The organism is Bacillus sp. EU52 (assembly GCF_037964975.1).
Taxonomy (GTDB): Bacteria; Bacillota; Bacilli; order Bacillales; family Bacillaceae; genus Bacillus; species Bacillus subtilis.
Window position 1 is genome coordinate 1096812 of record NZ_CP150177.1, and the last position, 16166, is coordinate 1112977.

17 protein-coding genes are annotated in these 16166 nt (G+C 45.9%); 7 read left to right on the plus strand and 10 right to left on the minus strand.

Going from position 1 to position 16166, the window contains the following annotated elements:
- Positions 1-16: 16 nt before the first annotated feature.
- The 3 genes from sbcD to hlpB are packed head-to-tail and all read left to right on the plus strand — an operon-like array spanning position 17 to position 4897.
- Positions 17-1192, plus strand: coding sequence for an exonuclease subunit SbcD (gene sbcD / locus NSU05_RS05640; RefSeq protein ID WP_038428758.1), 1176 nt, complete (start codon positions 17-19; stop codon positions 1190-1192).
- Complete coding sequence (gene sbcC, locus NSU05_RS05645) at positions 1189-4581, plus strand: exonuclease subunit SbcC (protein WP_038428760.1); 3393 nt, start codon at positions 1189-1191, stop codon at positions 4579-4581. Before sbcD ends, sbcC begins: the two co-directional genes overlap by 4 nt.
- Positions 4582-4594: 13 nt before the next feature.
- Entirely contained in the window at positions 4595-4897 is a 303-nt protein-coding gene (gene hlpB / locus NSU05_RS05650) for an HNH nuclease-like protein HlpB (RefSeq protein ID WP_015252406.1), read from the plus strand.
- Positions 4898-4933: 36 nt separating this feature from the next.
- On the opposite strand, the gene NSU05_RS05655 is transcribed toward hlpB, so the two are convergent.
- From NSU05_RS05655 to NSU05_RS05690, 8 genes are all read right to left on the minus strand, one after another.
- Complete coding sequence (locus NSU05_RS05655) at positions 4934-5152, minus strand: spore germination protein (protein WP_003233096.1); 219 nt, start codon at positions 5150-5152, stop codon at positions 4934-4936.
- Positions 5153-5183: 31 nt separating this feature from the next.
- The gene (locus NSU05_RS05660) at positions 5184-5585 is read right to left on the minus strand and encodes a spore germination protein GerPE (protein ID WP_010886467.1); all 402 of its coding nucleotides are present in this window, start codon (positions 5583-5585) and stop codon (positions 5184-5186) included.
- On the minus strand, positions 5585-5761 hold the full coding sequence (gene gerPD / locus NSU05_RS05665; protein WP_003233093.1) for a spore germination protein GerPD: 177 nt from the start codon (positions 5759-5761) through the stop codon (positions 5585-5587). Before gerPD ends, NSU05_RS05660 begins: the two co-directional genes overlap by 1 nt.
- Entirely contained in the window at positions 5758-6375 is a 618-nt protein-coding gene (locus NSU05_RS05670) for a spore germination protein GerPC (protein ID WP_015252404.1), read from the minus strand. The genes gerPD and NSU05_RS05670 overlap by 4 nt, the downstream gene beginning before the upstream one ends.
- 22 nt (positions 6376-6397) lie before the next feature.
- The gene (gene gerPB, locus NSU05_RS05675) at positions 6398-6631 is read right to left on the minus strand and encodes a spore germination protein GerPB (protein WP_003233090.1); all 234 of its coding nucleotides are present in this window, start codon (positions 6629-6631) and stop codon (positions 6398-6400) included.
- A gap of 14 nt (positions 6632-6645) precedes the next feature.
- Positions 6646-6867: a spore germination protein gene (locus NSU05_RS05680; RefSeq protein ID WP_003233088.1), complete on the minus strand. Its 222-nt coding sequence runs from the start codon at positions 6865-6867 to the stop codon at positions 6646-6648.
- 422 nt (positions 6868-7289) lie between these two features.
- A complete protein-coding gene (gene yisI / locus NSU05_RS05685; protein ID WP_003233086.1) occupies positions 7290-7460 on the minus strand; it encodes an aspartyl-phosphate phosphatase YisI in 171 nt (56 codons plus the stop codon).
- Between the two features lie 144 nt (positions 7461-7604).
- The gene (locus tag NSU05_RS05690; RefSeq protein WP_029726290.1) at positions 7605-8528 is read right to left on the minus strand and encodes a CotH kinase family protein; all 924 of its coding nucleotides are present in this window, start codon (positions 8526-8528) and stop codon (positions 7605-7607) included.
- Positions 8529-8682: 154 nt separating this feature from the next.
- Between NSU05_RS05690 and NSU05_RS05695 the strand changes: the two genes are divergently transcribed.
- The 3 genes from NSU05_RS05695 (at position 8683) to wprA (ending at position 12912) form a co-directional block, all read left to right on the plus strand.
- A complete protein-coding gene (locus NSU05_RS05695) occupies positions 8683-9588 on the plus strand; it encodes a fumarylacetoacetate hydrolase family protein (protein WP_003245441.1) in 906 nt (301 codons plus the stop codon).
- Positions 9589-9703: 115 nt separating this feature from the next.
- On the plus strand, positions 9704-10060 hold the full coding sequence (locus tag NSU05_RS05700; protein WP_003244937.1) for a YisL family protein: 357 nt from the start codon (positions 9704-9706) through the stop codon (positions 10058-10060).
- A 167-nt stretch (positions 10061-10227) separates the two neighbouring features.
- A complete protein-coding gene (gene wprA / locus NSU05_RS05705; protein WP_038428763.1) occupies positions 10228-12912 on the plus strand; it encodes a cell wall-associated protease WprA in 2685 nt (894 codons plus the stop codon).
- 30 nt (positions 12913-12942) lie between these two features.
- Here wprA and NSU05_RS05710 read toward each other — a convergent pair whose 3' ends face one another.
- Positions 12943-13524, minus strand: coding sequence for a DUF2777 domain-containing protein (locus NSU05_RS05710; RefSeq protein WP_082201000.1), 582 nt, complete (start codon positions 13522-13524; stop codon positions 12943-12945).
- 145 nt (positions 13525-13669) lie between these two features.
- Between NSU05_RS05710 and asnB the strand changes: the two genes are divergently transcribed.
- Positions 13670-15514, plus strand: coding sequence for an asparagine synthase (glutamine-hydrolyzing) (gene asnB / locus NSU05_RS05715; RefSeq protein ID WP_033883622.1), 1845 nt, complete (start codon positions 13670-13672; stop codon positions 15512-15514).
- A 129-nt stretch (positions 15515-15643) separates the two neighbouring features.
- Here the strand turns inward: asnB and NSU05_RS05720 are convergent, their stop codons facing one another.
- A complete protein-coding gene (locus NSU05_RS05720; RefSeq protein ID WP_021479592.1) occupies positions 15644-16123 on the minus strand; it encodes a DinB family protein in 480 nt (159 codons plus the stop codon).
- Between the last annotated feature and the right edge of the window lie 43 nt (positions 16124-16166).

Sequence of the window (16166 nt, forward strand, 5' to 3'; positions counted from 1 at the left end):
AGAGAGGTGAAAGCATTTGCGGATTTTACATACGGCTGACTGGCATCTTGGAAAAACGCTTGAAGGAAGAAGCAGGCTGAGTGAACAGGCCGATGTGCTGGATGAAATGAATACGATTGTAAAGGATGAGCAGATCGATGCCATTGTAATGGCGGGGGATGCATTTGACACCGTAAACCCGCCAGCTTTAGCCGAGCAGCTGTTTTATGAAAGCCTGTCTGCGCTTAGCGACAGAGGAAAGCGCCCGATCGTAGTCATTGCCGGAAACCACGATAATCCTGACCGTTTGTCCGCCGCTTCACCGCTGACACATGAAAACGGCATTCATTTAATCGGTTATCCGACAACAGAGCCGATTCATATTGAAGTGCCTTCAGCAGGAGAGCTTTTGGCGGTTGGAGCGCTGGCGTACCCATCTGAAGCGCGGTTAAATGAAGTGCTATCCGATACGTTTGATGAAAAGCTGCTCCGTGATCACTATGATGTGAAAATCAGGCAGGCGTTTGAGCATATGACAAGCCGGTTCCGGAACGATGCAGTGAAGATTGCCGCCAGCCATATTTATGTGGCAGGCGGAAACCAAACCGATTCAGAGCGGCCGATTGAAGTCGGCGGTGCATACACGGTGGCTGCTGAAAGCCTGCCGGCAGATGCCGCTTACGTTGCGCTCGGCCATTTGCATCGACCGCAAACGATCAAGCGGGCGCGGACGCTTGCGCGTTATTCAGGATCTCCGCTCGCCTACAGCTTTTCTGAAGCGGGCTACGCTAAATCAGTGACAATTGTGGACGCAAAGCCTGAGGAAGATGCCACTTGGCAAGAGGTGTTATTATCAAGCGGCAAGCCACTTGTGAAGTGGAAAGCGGCAAATGGATTAAGTGAGGTGTACAGCTGGCTGGATGAAGGCAGAGATCAGAATGCTTGGATTGACCTGGAAATCCGTGTCGCGGACCAGCTGTCACTTGAAGAGATTCACAGGCTGCGGAAGGCGCACCCGGGCTTTATCCATATCAGGCCGGTTTTTGAAGAACAGAACAAAGACCGGGAACGGATCGAGGTTAAACATGTCTCAATCGAGGACCGCTTTAAGAAATTTTATGAAAAACAAACTGGCGGTGCGGTGCCGGATGAAGAAATGGTGAAGCTGTTTTTAGAGCTTGCATCAGGCGTTGAAGAGGAGGATGCGAAATGAAGCCGATCGCCTTAAGCATTAAGGGGCTCCACAGCTTTAGAGAGGAGCAGACGATAGATTTTGAAGGCCTTTCCGGTGCCGGTGTTTTCGGCATTTTCGGCCCGACAGGAAGCGGTAAATCCTCTATTCTCGACGCAATGACGCTTGCTTTATACGGAAAGGTGGAACGGGCGGCGAATAATACGCACGGTATCTTAAACCAGGCGGAAGATACGCTGTCTGTTTCCTTTACCTTTGCGCTTCAGACGAATCACCAAATCTCATACAAAGTCGAGCGTGTGTTTAAGAGAACGGATGAAATGAAGGTAAAAACGGCACTTTGCCGCTTCATCGAAATCAAGGACGAGCATACGGTGCTGGCTGATAAAGCCAGCGAAGTGAATAAAAGAGTTGAGGAGCTCTTAGGGCTGACGATCGACGATTTTACGAGAGCGGTGGTGCTGCCCCAAGGGAAATTTGCTGAATTTCTGTCTTTAAAAGGGGCAGAGCGCAGGCATATGCTTCAGCGTTTATTTAATTTGGAGCAATATGGAGACAGGCTTGTGAAAAAGCTGAGACGGCAGGCGCAGGAAGCCAATGCGAGAAAAAATGAAATGCTTGCTGAACAGTCCGGTCTCGGTGAGGCGAGCTCAGAGGCAGTGGAGCAGGCTGAAAAGGCTCTCGAACAAGCTGAAGCCCGGCTGGAAGCGATGAGGAAGAACCGTGATCAGGCGAAGGAGCGGTTTACAGAGCATCAGGAGATATGGAATGTCCAAAAGGAAAAATCCGCTTATGAAGCAGAGAAAAAACGTCTCGCAGAAGAACAGCCGCATATAGACAGCATGCAAAAACGCCTGCTGGAAGCAGAAACAGCAGCAGCCCTTAAGCCCTATGCGGACCGGTACGCAGAAGCGATCCAGCATGAGGAGCAAGCTGAAAAGGAACAAACGCTAGCCCAAAAGGATTTAGCAGACCGGACAGCTTTCTTTCAGCAAAAACATGAAGAGTATGAAGCGTGGCGCCAGCATAAAAGCGAGAAAGAGCCTGAGCTTTTAGCCAAACAGGAACAGCTTTCACGCTTGCAGGAAATCGAAATCAAACTGAGTGAGGCCAAGCAAGAGGAAGAGCGCAAAAAGGCTGACCTCCGGCAGAAAGAAGAGGCTCTTCAATCTGTCATGAATGAATTAGAGACCGTAACAGACCGCCTGACACGAGGGCAAAACAGACAGACAGAATTGAAGCAGCAGCTCAAATCCCTGCAGGTGACATCCGATGAGCGAAAAAGCTGCCAGCAGGCCGCAGAAATGGCATTGCGCATCAGACAAACCGAGGAGCAAATCAAAAAAGAGAAAAAACGAAGTGACGAATTGAACCTCGTGCTTCAGAAGATGAATGAAGAGAAGAATACACTCGTTCGAAAGACGGAAGCGGAAGAAAACAACATCATTCAGGCATATGAGGCTGTACAAACTGTGTACCATTTGGTGTGCGAAACGGAACGCTCATTAACACGTATGACGGAAGAGGCTAGAAAGAGTCAACACACGCTTCACTTACAGCGTGAAAAAGCAAGGGTGGCACTGCTGACAAAAGAGTTAGCCCAAAAGCTGACTGCCGGAAAGCCTTGCCCGGTATGCGGTTCAACCGATCATGATCCATCTGCCTCAGTACATGAAACGTATGAAGCCGACAGCCATCTTGAAGAGGACATCAAACGGACAGATGTGTTATTGACGGAAGCTGCAGCTCTCAGCCAGGAGATTCTTTCAGCCAAAATTACGCTTGAAGAACAGTCCGCGCGCTTTATTGAACAGTGTCCGTTTTTGCAGACAATTCAAGCACAGAACCTTGAAGCGGCAGCTTCCTTCGAACATCAGCCGGTGTATGAAGCATTTGAAACTGCCAAATTCGAATGGAAACGAATCAAGCAGGACATTCTTTCTGTTAAGACACGAATGGCACAAATGATCGGCGCCTATCAGGAATCTTTAAAAAAGGCCGAGCAGCTTAATGAAAAAATCGGTTTTGAAAAAAGAGAAGCTGACCGTATTGAAAGCATCATCAGCGAGCTTCAATCCTCAATGGACAGCAGTCTGAACATGTTTAAAGAAGCATTTCAGAATCAATCTGTGGACGAAGCAGAAAAATGGCAGCAAGCCATTGAAGAAAAGGACCGGGCTGCAGAAGAATGTGAAAAACGAATTGAGAAGAGTATCGCGTTTCTTGCTGAGCATGAAGCACAAAAGGAAAAACTGCGGGAATCGGGACACCGGCTTGAGCGGGAAAAGCTGGAGCTTCATTATGCGGCTGAACGCATCAAGAGCGTGATAGCTGATTATGAGCACGAACTCGGAGATTATGCAAAAGGAGATTCGATTCAAATCAAATTCCGCTCTGTCCAGCAGGATCTAAAGCTGTTAAAGGAAAAAGAACAATCTTTATATGAAGAACTGCAAAGTGCCCAAATGAAGCTCAACCAAGCGAAAAGCCGGGCTTCTGCAAGCGAGCTCACTCTTCAAGAGGCGAAGGGCAGATTCGAAAAAGCAAAAGCTGCTTGGCTTGAGCATACAAAAAACACCTCCATTACCCGGACTGAGGAGGTTGAACAAAGTCTCATCCCAGCCGATGAACTTGAAAAGATGAAAACCGGCATAGACCAGTTTATGGATAAACTGAAGCAAAATGCTGCAAACTTAAAACGAGTAGCAGAGATACTTGCCGGCAGAGCATTATCAGAGAGCGAATGGAACGAAACCGTTGCAGCATTACAAGAAGCTGAGGACGCATTTGGCGCTGCTATTGAGGAAAAAGGCGCGGCAGCAAAAGCACTGGCTGTCATTCGCGACCATCATAAACGGTTTAATGAAATTGAAGCTGAACTGAAAAAATGGCAGACGCATATCGACAGGCTGGACAAGCTGCAAGCTGTGTTTAAAGGCAATACCTTCGTCGAATTTTTAGCTGAGGAGCAGCTTGAAAGCGTTGCGAGGGACGCTTCAGCAAGACTCAGTATGCTGACAAGACAGCGCTATGCCATCGAAGTAGATTCAGAAGGCGGCTTCGTGATGCGGGATGATGCGAATGGAGGCGTAAGACGCCCGGTTTCCAGTTTGTCTGGAGGAGAGACCTTCCTCACCTCGCTTTCACTTGCTCTTGCGCTGTCTGCGCAGATTCAGCTTCGCGGGGAATACCCGCTTCAGTTCTTTTTCTTAGATGAAGGCTTCGGCACACTGGATCAAGATCTGCTTGATACGGTTGTAACGGCCTTGGAAAAACTTCAGTCAGACAATCTGGCTGTCGGTGTCATCAGCCATGTGCAGGAACTGCGTGCACGGCTTCCGAAAAAGCTGATCGTCCATCCGGCTGAACCGAGCGGCCGCGGTACGCGGGTATCACTTGAGTTGATGTAAGGGAGGAGCGGATATGGCAAAGCAGACTGCCGGAATATGTGAGCTGTGCGGCCGGAGCAATGTCCAGCTGACAGAGCATCATCTCACACCGAAAGAGGAAGGCGGAACGTTTTTGCCGACAGCGATGCTCTGTATTCCTTGCCATAAACAGATTCATGCCTTATATACCAATCAAGAGCTCGCCGTACGTTTAAACGGAATGGCTGAACTCAGAAGCGATCCAGAGCTTGCCCGGTTTGTCAAATGGATCAGAAAACAGCCGCCTGAGAAGCTGATCAAAACAAAGAAATCAAATGAACGAAAAAAGAAAAAATGACTAAAAAGCAGCCCTCTCTTTGCAGAGCGGCTGCTTTTATCCGTTTCCAACCATATCCTGATCGTTGACATCGGGGTCTATATAATTTGTCGCGTTGACTGCGTTATTTAATAGAAGGAAATCTCCCGTGTTTCCTGCTCCCGAACCGAGCGCAGATTTTGAAGAGCTTTTCGGAGAAAGGTAAAAGGAATCACCAAAGTTTACGACTCCGCCCGATATGGAATTGATAGCTATAGGCCCGACAATTGCTGGCATAAACGACACCCTTTATCGAAGTCTCTGTTTATTATATGTTCTTGGCGGGCGATTGTGAGCGCGGAGACTGAATCTGTCTGATATGTTTGAGTCTCGCATCACCGCGAATAAGCGAAGCTGATCCGGCATGTAAAACAGAAGAGGCTGAGACCCCTTGAATTTTGATGCTGCGAACATAAATAGCCGGCACCTCGTGGCAAAAAGCGCTTTGTACACCTGTTTCGGGGAGCGGCTTCACGGCCTGCTGCTGAAAGATCTGATACTCCTTTTTGTTAAATGAGCCTTCATTATGGTAAAACGTGGACAGAGAACGCTGCACAGCAAATACTTTTACACTCATATCGATTTCATTTGTGTCGCCAACTTGAAACACACTTGCGATCCCGAGGGAATTAAACTTAACTAGTCTGATGCGCGATATGCGTTTAAGCATTATTCTGGCGCAAGCGGAGCAAACGGCCCAATAATAAGAGATTCAGGCGGTGTATCAAAAATAGAAGACAGGTAGATGGATTCAGTGTCTCCGATGTGGAAAACGGAGGAACTGGACACACCGTTCATCCGGATGTCCCCGACTTCCAAGCTGCGGTTGATGACTGTAAAGATCATGCTTGCTCATCTCCTTTCATTTCTGATGGAATATGCTCCAGAAAGTGTTCTACAGCGCGGATGACATCACGCTTCACATGCTCAGCGATATGTTCTGCATATTGTGCAGGCGGTGTATGTTCTTCTTTTTTGATATGGGACATATAATAGTGAATCCTGCTGTCCATTTGTTTTCTGATGTCTTCAATAACATGATGTCTGTTTGTATCGTCAAGTCTGCTGTCATATTGATTTTCAAGCTGTTCCAAAATATCTGGGATTTCCTCGGTTAAGTACATGTCGACATTCTGGCGGATCTGCTGCATGAGCTGAGCGCTCTCTTCCTGCTGCATCATCCCGATTTGCGGTGTCGACTGGCTGACGTCAAAGTTTTGGACGCTGTTCGGGTCAGTCGGATTTAAGCCGATATTCAAAGTTCCGTCGAGCCTTTCGATTTTCAGCTGATCAAATTTATACTCCACACGCTCAATGGTAGTGGCCGGCCGCTGTTTCATCGTATTCATTTCAGTTTGAATCTCTTTCAGCTGACGTTCGAGCTGCTGAATGTGAATCGCCTGCTGCTGAACGAAGGAATTCAAGTTTTGCAGGTAAGAGGAAACAGATTGATCATACATGTTCTTCACCTCTTTCATATGATTAACGGCCAGGAGGCTGGAGCGGGACCAATGAACCTGTGTCGGGCTCCTGCAGCTGGAGCGGTTGCCCTGAGCCAGAAACTTCAGGTGCCGGTTCTACATAGCTTCCTGTATTATACAAATTTGACAGTGACTTGATTGATCCGGCGCTCCCGATTTGCAGAATGGAGGAGTTGCTGATTGATTCCAGCCGGAGATAGTTGATTTGAATGGTTTGATTAATATAGAAGTTCATGAGCCTCACTCCTTTTACGCATTGGCCACGATCGGCTGATCAACCGCATCATTGTCATACACATTCGTCGCGTTTTGATAATTCATCACCTTGAGGCTGTCGCCGGTATTAAAGCTGCCAGCACCGGCAAACGTTCTGACCTGAGCCTGAGGAGAAATCGTAATGCAGTCCCCGATGTGAACGACTCCGCTCGTACCAATCGCATTAATTTTAAACGCTCCGACAATGGCCGGCATACGAGCACATCCTTTGTTGAAAAATTAAAAAAAGACAGGTAAAGTGAAATGACAATTCTGATTTCAATTGGGCTATTCACGATAGCTTATGACAAACGCACATATGTGTGAGAGAAATTTAAAGGGGACATATCGGCTCTTGATGAAAGCGTTTTATTTTTTCGGGCCGTTATGTTTAAACATGGCAAAAGAGGATGTTGGGTATAAATTGAGCGGAAATGCGGCGAAGGATGCCGCTATCCGCCTAGGGTGATTTTTGTTTATTTCTTTGGTGTTTTTGCGTGTAGAATGCTTTTTGGAGTATGTCGTGCTGCGGTATTCGATTTTTGGGCGGGCACATTCTCGCCCTGAGGTATATCCCAGAAGTGCTGAGCAAAAAGCGGAGTTACATGTGGTGTATTCTAATTGTTATAGAAAATGATTTACATACGGGAGTTTTCAAGATATCTCCCAAAAATCATTTCTTCTTTAATCCGGGTATTCAGCAGGATATCCAGCTCTTGGCTGCATTGAATCGTTTCTTTTGAATTCATGCCGTATTTTTGTGCGGTTTCAATTAGTGTGATCCTCATTTCTTCAATTTTACTGTTCATTACGCTATCTCCAATTCTAGATTTTATTTTGATATAAATACAGGATATCGTTAGTATAACCTATTTTGGCTCAAAAGGTTGCCTTTCGTCAATTTGACTAAAAAAGCGACAATTTTTGCTGCGGCCTTTTTAATGGAGAAAGGACTAAAGTCTTGCTAAGTGTGCTTGCAAAAAGTCCTGCCGTTCCTCAATTTCTCTAAGTATGTTTGTCTGCTCCTTTTCGATCTGAAAGGGGCTTTTTTTGATAAAAGGATCATCAGCAGCACTTTGACAAATGTCAAGGTGCCATTCGTTGATGAGAGGAGATAATCGTTCAATAGTAAACGACCGCTTCAGCACGTTTTTCATTAAGGTGTGATATTGCGACCTGAAGGCGGGAATGGATAGAAGCCTTGACGAAAGCGTCTTTCCTTTTGTCAGAAGCGGGTCTTCTTCATACCATTCTTGTACGGCAAGCGATCTTGTCTCCATCGGGGAAACGTAAAGCCGACCGGATTCGTTTAAACAAAATGTGTAGTAAAAGCCTTGATTGGTGCAGGCGTTGCCGATCAGCCACAAAAAAAACAGCTTGACATCCAGATACAATTTAATCCTTTCAGCCAATTCGTCATCTCCGGCTGTGCGGATCAGTATGAAAAATTCATGTAAGAATGCCGAGAAATCATTGTTAAAAAGGGACAATGGAACCCTTGGATCGGCCGTCTTCACTCCGTAACTCCTTTTACCGGCTGGCTGATGGTTCTTGATGTTCAAATAAATGCCTTCAGGCTGGCCATTGATGGTCAGAAAGCTGTACGAGGCAACGGGAGCAGGTACGCCGATCTGGTCAAAAAAACAATAGGCGAGTCTGCGCCGCATCAGGGACGGATCATCCTGTTCTGCATTCAAAAAAAGTGTCCTTTCACCAAGCAGAGACTTTTCCCAGCTGATTTCATAGGATGCCTTTTCCGCTCTGTCACGCTGTGTGAGAAGAATGGGAGAAACAGATCGATCTGTTACGAAAAGCCCCTTGGCTGTACCTTTCCTTTTCAGCTGCTCCCGATGAAAAAATAAATGCACGCGCTCCATATTCTTTCCTCCTTCTCAAAACGACATTTGTATGATATGTAGAGCAAGCCCGTCCTGAAACGAAATGAAAACGGAAAGGAGAAAAAGGGATTTCAGCATTCGACAGAGAATACATGAAGGAGCATTCTGATTTAAAAGATGATGGAGGAATAACATGAAATTTGCGACAGGGGAACTTTACAACCGAATGTTTGTCGGCCTGATCATTGACGATGAGAAAATTATGGATTTGCAAAAGGCTGAAAAAAAACTGTTTGAACTTGAGACGATTCCGGGATCGCTGATTGAATGTATCGCAGAAGGGGATAAATTCGTTGCGCATGCAAGGCAGCTGGCCGAGTGGGCAAAGAAACCGAATGATGAGCTGGGATCATTTATGTATTCATTATCTGAGGTGAAGCTCCATGCACCCATTCCGAAGCCATCAAAAAATATCATCTGCATCGGCAAAAACTACCGGGATCACGCGATTGAAATGGGGAGCGAGGCTGATATTCCGGAGCATCCGATGGTATTTACAAAATCGCCGGTAACGGTTACGGGGCATGGTGATATCGTAAAGAGCCATGAAGAGGTTACCTCCCAGCTTGATTATGAGGGAGAACTTGCTGTCGTGATCGGAAAAAGCGGGACCCGCATTTCAAAAGAAGATGCATATGACCATGTTTTCGGATATACGATTGTGAATGATATCACGGCGCGTGATCTGCAAAAAAGGCATAAGCAGTTTTTTATCGGAAAAAGCTTGGATACGACATGTCCGATGGGGCCCGTGCTTGTACATAAATCATCTATTCAGGAGCCAGAGCGCCTCAAGGTTGAAACAAGAGTCAACGGCGAGCTGCGTCAATCCGGTTCGGCAAGCGATATGATCTTTTCCATTCCGGAATTAATTGAAACCCTCTCAAAGGGGATGACGCTTGAAGCGGGCGACATTATTGCCACCGGTACGCCATCTGGTGTCGGCAAGGGGTTTACTCCTCCAAAATTCTTGCGGTCAGGTGACAAAATTGATATTACAATTGATCCGATCGGAACGCTGTCAAACCAAATTGGCTGAATAAAACTGGAGGGCGGACCCGGACCCGCCCGTTTTTTCTGATAATCATCTTTGTGGCAGAGGACAAGTTCATGGTACTATAAGTGGGGTAATTTATCTGATAGGGGGAACATATATGACACACCTACATATTACGACATGGGTGGTAGCGCTGATTCTGCTTTTCGTCAGCTACTCGCTGTATTCGTCAGGAAGTGCAAAGGGCGCAAAAATCACTCATATGATTCTGCGGTTATTCTATATCCTTATTATTTTGACAGGAGCTGAGCTGTTTGTCCGTTTCGCCAACTGGAACGGAGAATACGCCGGCAAAATGATTCTGGGCATTATCACCATCGGCCTGATGGAAATGCTGCTCATCCGCAAGAAAAAAGAAAAATCAACAGGAGGCCTGTGGGTCGGCTTCGTCATTGTCCTTTTGCTGACAGTGCTGCTCGGTCTGCATTTGCCAATTGGTTTTCAATTGTTTTAATAGAAAAACCTATGAACCCGGCTCTTTGATAGAGTTGGGTTTTTTTATATTTATCCCCTCATATTCCAAATCATTTAAAATAACCTTAAAATTCCCTGTAAGCGGTATCTCGTCCTATGAAATTATGATACCTTCAAGGAGATTCATTATTTTGCAGGAGGGATAACATGAAACGCAGAAAATTCAGCTCGGTTGTGGCGGCAGTGCTTATTTTTGCACTGATTTTCAGCCTTTTTTCTCCGGGAACCAAAGCTGCAGCGGCCGGCGCGATCGATCAGGCGGCTGCTCTGGAAAACGGCAAAGAGCAGACAGGCGCCATGAAGGAGCCGGAACAGGTGAAATGGTACAAAGTGACCCCGGGAGCAACGGATATTCAGAAAAACTCACATATGGCACTGACCGTAAAGAGTGATTCAGTACTGAATGTATCTGTATATCCAAGTAAGGAAAAAGCGCTTAAAGATGAGACGTTTGAGATGTACCGTTCTTTCACAGCGGAGGATGGAAAAAGCGAAGTCATTTTTCCATACGCGTGGAGCGGCCCTTACTATGTAAAAGTTGAATACCTCGGAGAAGAAGAGCCAGAGGACGGCGGAACGGCAGAAGCAGCTGCAGAAGCCAAGTATACGATTGGGTATAAAGGCACCAAAAAACAGCCGTCAGATTTAGAAGAGGAAGAAGCTTGTCCGGTTGAAATGAGTGTCGATCAGAAGAAATCAGGAAAAGGCATCCTGGATAAGCTGAGAGCGATTCGTGATGAGCAGCTGAGCCAAACAGCAGAAGGCAAAGAACTGACAAGCCTTTATTACAAAGCAGCACCGTTTATCGTTGCAAAGCTCGCACTCAATAAAACAGCAAGAAATGAAATCTATCAGGATCTTGTGACATTAAAGCCGTTATTTGACGATGTGTCAGAAAACGGAGCATCATCTTCGCATAAGGTCACTGAAAAGGATCAAAAAGCAATCAACCGGCTATATGATAAAGCTTTACAATCAGTCCCGTCATTCCTTAAAGAGGAGATAAAGAAACAAGCGGACCGACTAAATATGAAGCAGCTGCAAGGCAAAACAGCCGGAGCCATTTTAACAGAAAACCATATTGCAGCAAAAAGTGAAGTTCAGACAACAAAGGTTATTTTCAAGGTGAAGGACAATAAAAGCCTCTCATCCGTACATAATGAAATGAAGGGCTTTTCTGCAAGCGCGCAATCGAAAAAAGACATATCCAATGTGAAAAAGGCAAAGAAACTGTTTGACAATCTGTATTCATTTGAACTTCCGAAAGATGAGAAACAGAACGGCGCATATACGGCAAGCGCCAAAAGGGTCAAAAGCGCTGCTGCGACACTATCCAAGATGTCCAATGTAGAGTTTGCGGAACCCGTGCAGGAATACAAAAGCCTGGCAAACGACATTCAGTACCCTTATCAATGGCCGCTTAAAAACAACGGTGAAAACGGGGGTGTCAAAAATGCGGATGTGAAATATGAGCCTGCCAACACATTGCTGTCCAAACGCAAGCTTAACGATACACTCATTGCAGTAGTAGACACAGGCGTAGACAGCACGCTTGCTGATTTAAAAGGAAAAGTAAGAACAGATCTCGGACACAATTTTGTCGGACGGAATAACAATGCAATGGATGATCAGGGGCATGGGACGCATGTCGCAGGCATTATTGCGGCCCAAAGCGATAACGGCTATTCAATGACTGGATTGAATGCCAAAGCAAAAATCATCCCGGTAAAAGTGCTTGATTCCGCAGGTTCCGGAGATACTGAACAAATTGCTCTCGGCATCAAATATGCTGCTGACAAAGGAGCAAAGGTGATTAATTTAAGTTTAGGCGGAGGCTACAGCCGCGTGCTTGAATTTGCTTTGAAGTACGCAGCTGACAAAAATGTCTTGATTGCCGCAGCCAGCGGGAATGATGGAGAAAATGCCTTATCTTATCCAGCATCTTCTAAATATGTGATGTCAGTCGGCGCAACGAACCGCATGGATATGACCGCTGATTTCTCTAACTATGGAAAAGGTCTGGACATCTCTGCTCCAGGGTCTGATATCCCGAGCTTAGTACCGAACGGAAATGTCACGTACATGAGCGGAACGTCTATGGCGACGCCGTATGCTGCCGCTGCTGCAGGATTGCTGTTTGCTCAAAATCCTAAGCTGAAAAGAACAGAAGTTGAGGATATGTTGAAAAAGACGGCAGATGACATTTCCTTTGAAAGTGTCGATGGCGGAGAAGAAGAGTTGTATGACGATTATGGCGATCCGATTGAAATTCCGAAGACACCTGGTGTAGACTGGCATTCAGGCTACGGGCGGCTGAATGTCATGAAGGCTGTCAGCGCAGCTGATTTACAGCTTAAGGTCAACAAGCTGGAAAGCACTCAAACAGCTGTCAGAGGAAACGCGAAGGAAGGCACACTTATCGAGGTGATGAACGGCAAAAAGAAACTCGGCAGCGCCAAAGCCGGAAAAGACAATGCGTTCAAGGTCAATATCGCGACTCAAAAACAGGATCAAGTACTGTATGTGAAAGCAACAAAAGGCGATGCGAAAACATCGTATAAAGTTGTCGTCGTCAAAGGAAAACCTTCCGGCACACCGAAAGTAAACGCGGTGAAAACGAAGGATACGGCAGTAAAAGGGAAGGCAAACAGCAAAGCGATGATCAGAGTGAAAAACAAATCAAAGAAAGTCATTGCTTCTGCCAAAGCTGACGCAAAAGGAACGTTTTCGGTGAAAATCAAAAAACAAAAAGCCGGAACGGTGCTGTACGTCACGGCTGCGGATACAGATAAAAAAGAAAGCAAGGAAGCAAAAGTGGTTGTTGAAAAGTAACCAAAAAGCGGTGCTCGATGCACCGCTTTTTTATTTGCGCCCCCGTTGGACTGCTGAATACATAATGGATCGCTTTCCGTTTGAAGCCGTCCATTCAAAACGGTCTCCTGTCCCTTCGCTGCTGTAGTGATGCTGCATCGCGCATTGTGCGGTGTCATTTGAAAAGTGATAAAAGGACACACCCTGCCCCGCCGAAGTATCCGAAAAGACTCCTTTATTATAAGAAAAGACGCAATCGAATACCGATAAGCCGAAGCTGTGCAAGTGCTGCAGAAATGCGAGAAAGGTTTCGTCGTCAAGCGAATCCAAAAGCGCCATGAGAGGCCGCTTGACTGATTTCTCATAGCGGATGCGTTCTCCGCCGGAAAGGGAGATGTTTTCTGCACCGCATGCCAAAACCAACTTGTCCTGAAAGCCGGCTTGCTCCCACTTTCCTTTATGATGGACCCAGATTGGGCTGTGTTGGAGACTGTCCGCCAGCAGTATATCGCCTTCACCGTTTTCGATTAAGCAGATGCCGTCTTCAATGAGGATGGTGCCGTATTCCCACTTTCGTTCCTCTGTATATAACAATTGTTTCCGTTTCATCCATGCTGTCTCCTTTTTCTTCATTCCTCTCTTTTCTTTCCAATTCAAGCCTGTCCCATACAACTCTTTTATGGACAAATCAACTATCTGCCTATAGATGCATAAACTTACTAAGGTGCTGAAAGAAACGAAATTGTTACGAAAGAAACGGGATTGGAGCTGATGTCACATGTGTGGAATTACGGGTTGGGTCGATTTTAAAAAGCAGCTCGTCCAGGAAAAACAAACGATGGACAGAATGACAGACACTCTTTCCAAACGAGGGCCTGATGATTCAAACGTTTGGGGGGAGCACCATGTTTTATTCGGACATAAAAGACTTGCGGTTGTTGATATTGAAGGCGGACGCCAGCCGATGGCGTGTACCTATAAAGGGGATACGTACACCATTATTTACAATGGCGAGCTTTATAACACGGAAGATTTGCGCAAAGAATTGCGGGCGCGGGGCCATCAATTCGAGCGTACGTCAGATACCGAGGTGCTTCTGCACAGCTACATCGAATGGCAGGAAGACTGTGTCGACCATCTCAATGGCATATTCGCTTTCGCTGTGTGGGATGAAAAGCGAAATTTGTTGTTTGCCGCGAGAGACCGTCTCGGCGTAAAGCCGTTTTTTTACACGAAGGAAGGCTCTTCATTTCTCTTCGGTTCGGAAATCAAAGCAATCCTCGCGCACCCTGATATAAAAGCGAGAGTGGACAGAACGGGACTTTCTGAAATTTTCGGTCTTGGACCGTCCAGAACCCCGGGCACTGGCATATTTAAAGGCATAAAAGAAATCCGCCCGGCTCACGCGCTGACATTTTCCAAAGACGGACTTAATATTTGGCGTTATTGGAATGTTGAAAGCGAAAAACATACGGACAGTTTTGATGACACGGTTGCCAATGTCAGATCGTTATTTCAGGACGCGGTGACGCGGCAGCTTGTGTCGGATGTGCCGGTTTGCACATTCCTATCAGGCGGTCTGGACTCAAGCGCAATTACAGCGATTGCGGCGGGCCATTTTGAAAAGGAAGGAAAAGCACCGCTTCATACTTATTCGATTGATTACGAAGAGAACGATAAATTTTTTCAAGCAAGCGCTTTTCAGCCGAATGATGACGGACCATGGATTGAAAAAATGACAGAGGCTTTCGGCACAACGCACCACAAATGCGTCATCAGCCAAAAAGATCTCGTTGATCATTTGGAGGAAGCTGTACTGGTCAAAGACTTGCCGGGAATGGCGGATGTCGACTCATCCCTGCTGTGGTTTTGCCGGGAAATCAAAAAGGACTTTGTCGTCAGCCTATCGGGAGAGTGCGCGGATGAGATTTTCGGCGGGTACCCGTGGTTCCATACGGCAGATGTTGAGTCTGGCTTTCCATGGATGAGATCAACGGAGGAGCGGATCAAGCTGCTTTCTGACTCATGGCAGAAAAAATTGAATCTGAAAGAATACGTAAATGGCAAATATGAAGAAACCTTGGCAGAAACGCCATTATTAGATGGTGAAACGGGTGTGGATAAAGCAAGAAGACAGCTGTTCTATTTAAATATGCTTTGGTTTATGACGAACCTTTTGGATCGGAAGGATCGCATGAGCATGGGGGCGAGCCTGGAAGTGCGGGTGCCGTTCGCCGATCACCGGCTTGTGGAATATGTTTGGAATATTCCGTGGGAAATGAAAATGCATGATAATCGGGAAAAAGGCATTTTACGCAAAGCGCTTGAAGGTATTTTGCCTGATGACATTCTGTATCGCAAAAAAAGCCCGTATCCGAAAACACATCATCCGGAATATACAAAAGGCGTCAGCGAATGGCTGAAAACGATCAGAAGCCAAAAGGACTCCGTGCTCCATACCTTACTGGACAGAAAACAATTAGATCAGCTTTTAGAAACGGAAGGCTCCTCCTTCAAGGTGCCGTGGTTCGGGCAGCTCATGAAGGGGCCCCAGCTGATCGCCCATCTTGCTCAAATTCATACATGGTTTGAAGCGTATCGCATTGATATTGACGAGAGGTAGGTTCAATGAAAATGTGAATAAAAGCCAGAGATGTATAGATTTAAATAAGAAGGATAGATGAGCAGGGAAATATATGCTCTATCTATCCTTTTTTGTACAACAGCACTATCGAATTGCCCCCGCATTCCTTCAATAAGAATGAATAGGTTTTAATGTTCTGCCGATAAAACTAGCTGATACCGGGCTTAACTTTAATTCCCTAGCCCATACAGAAAGTTGACCAATATGGTGAATTTCGTGAGCGATGATATGGTGTAATATTTCATCTCGCGTATATAAAACGCCTGTCTCCCAAGGAACGCTTACAAGTTCATCTTTTATTTGATCTGAATGTGTTTGTAAAACATCAATTATTTCAGTTCGGAATGTATTTGAGAGAGATTTCACTTTATTGAGTGTTTGATAATCAGCGAACTGAACAGCGATATCTTCTTTTCCTTGGATAGCACGAATCCAACTATATTCCACATCAATAATATGAAAAAGGGTATATAAAATATTCTCTACTCCGCCAAGACGGTTTTTAAGTAATTCTTCAGTGGTTAGTTGATGACACCAAGTAAACCATTGATCTCTAACCTGCCAGTTATATTCAAAAAATTTTATCACTGAACTCACTCCAATACTATCATGTATCATAACAATTAGCCCT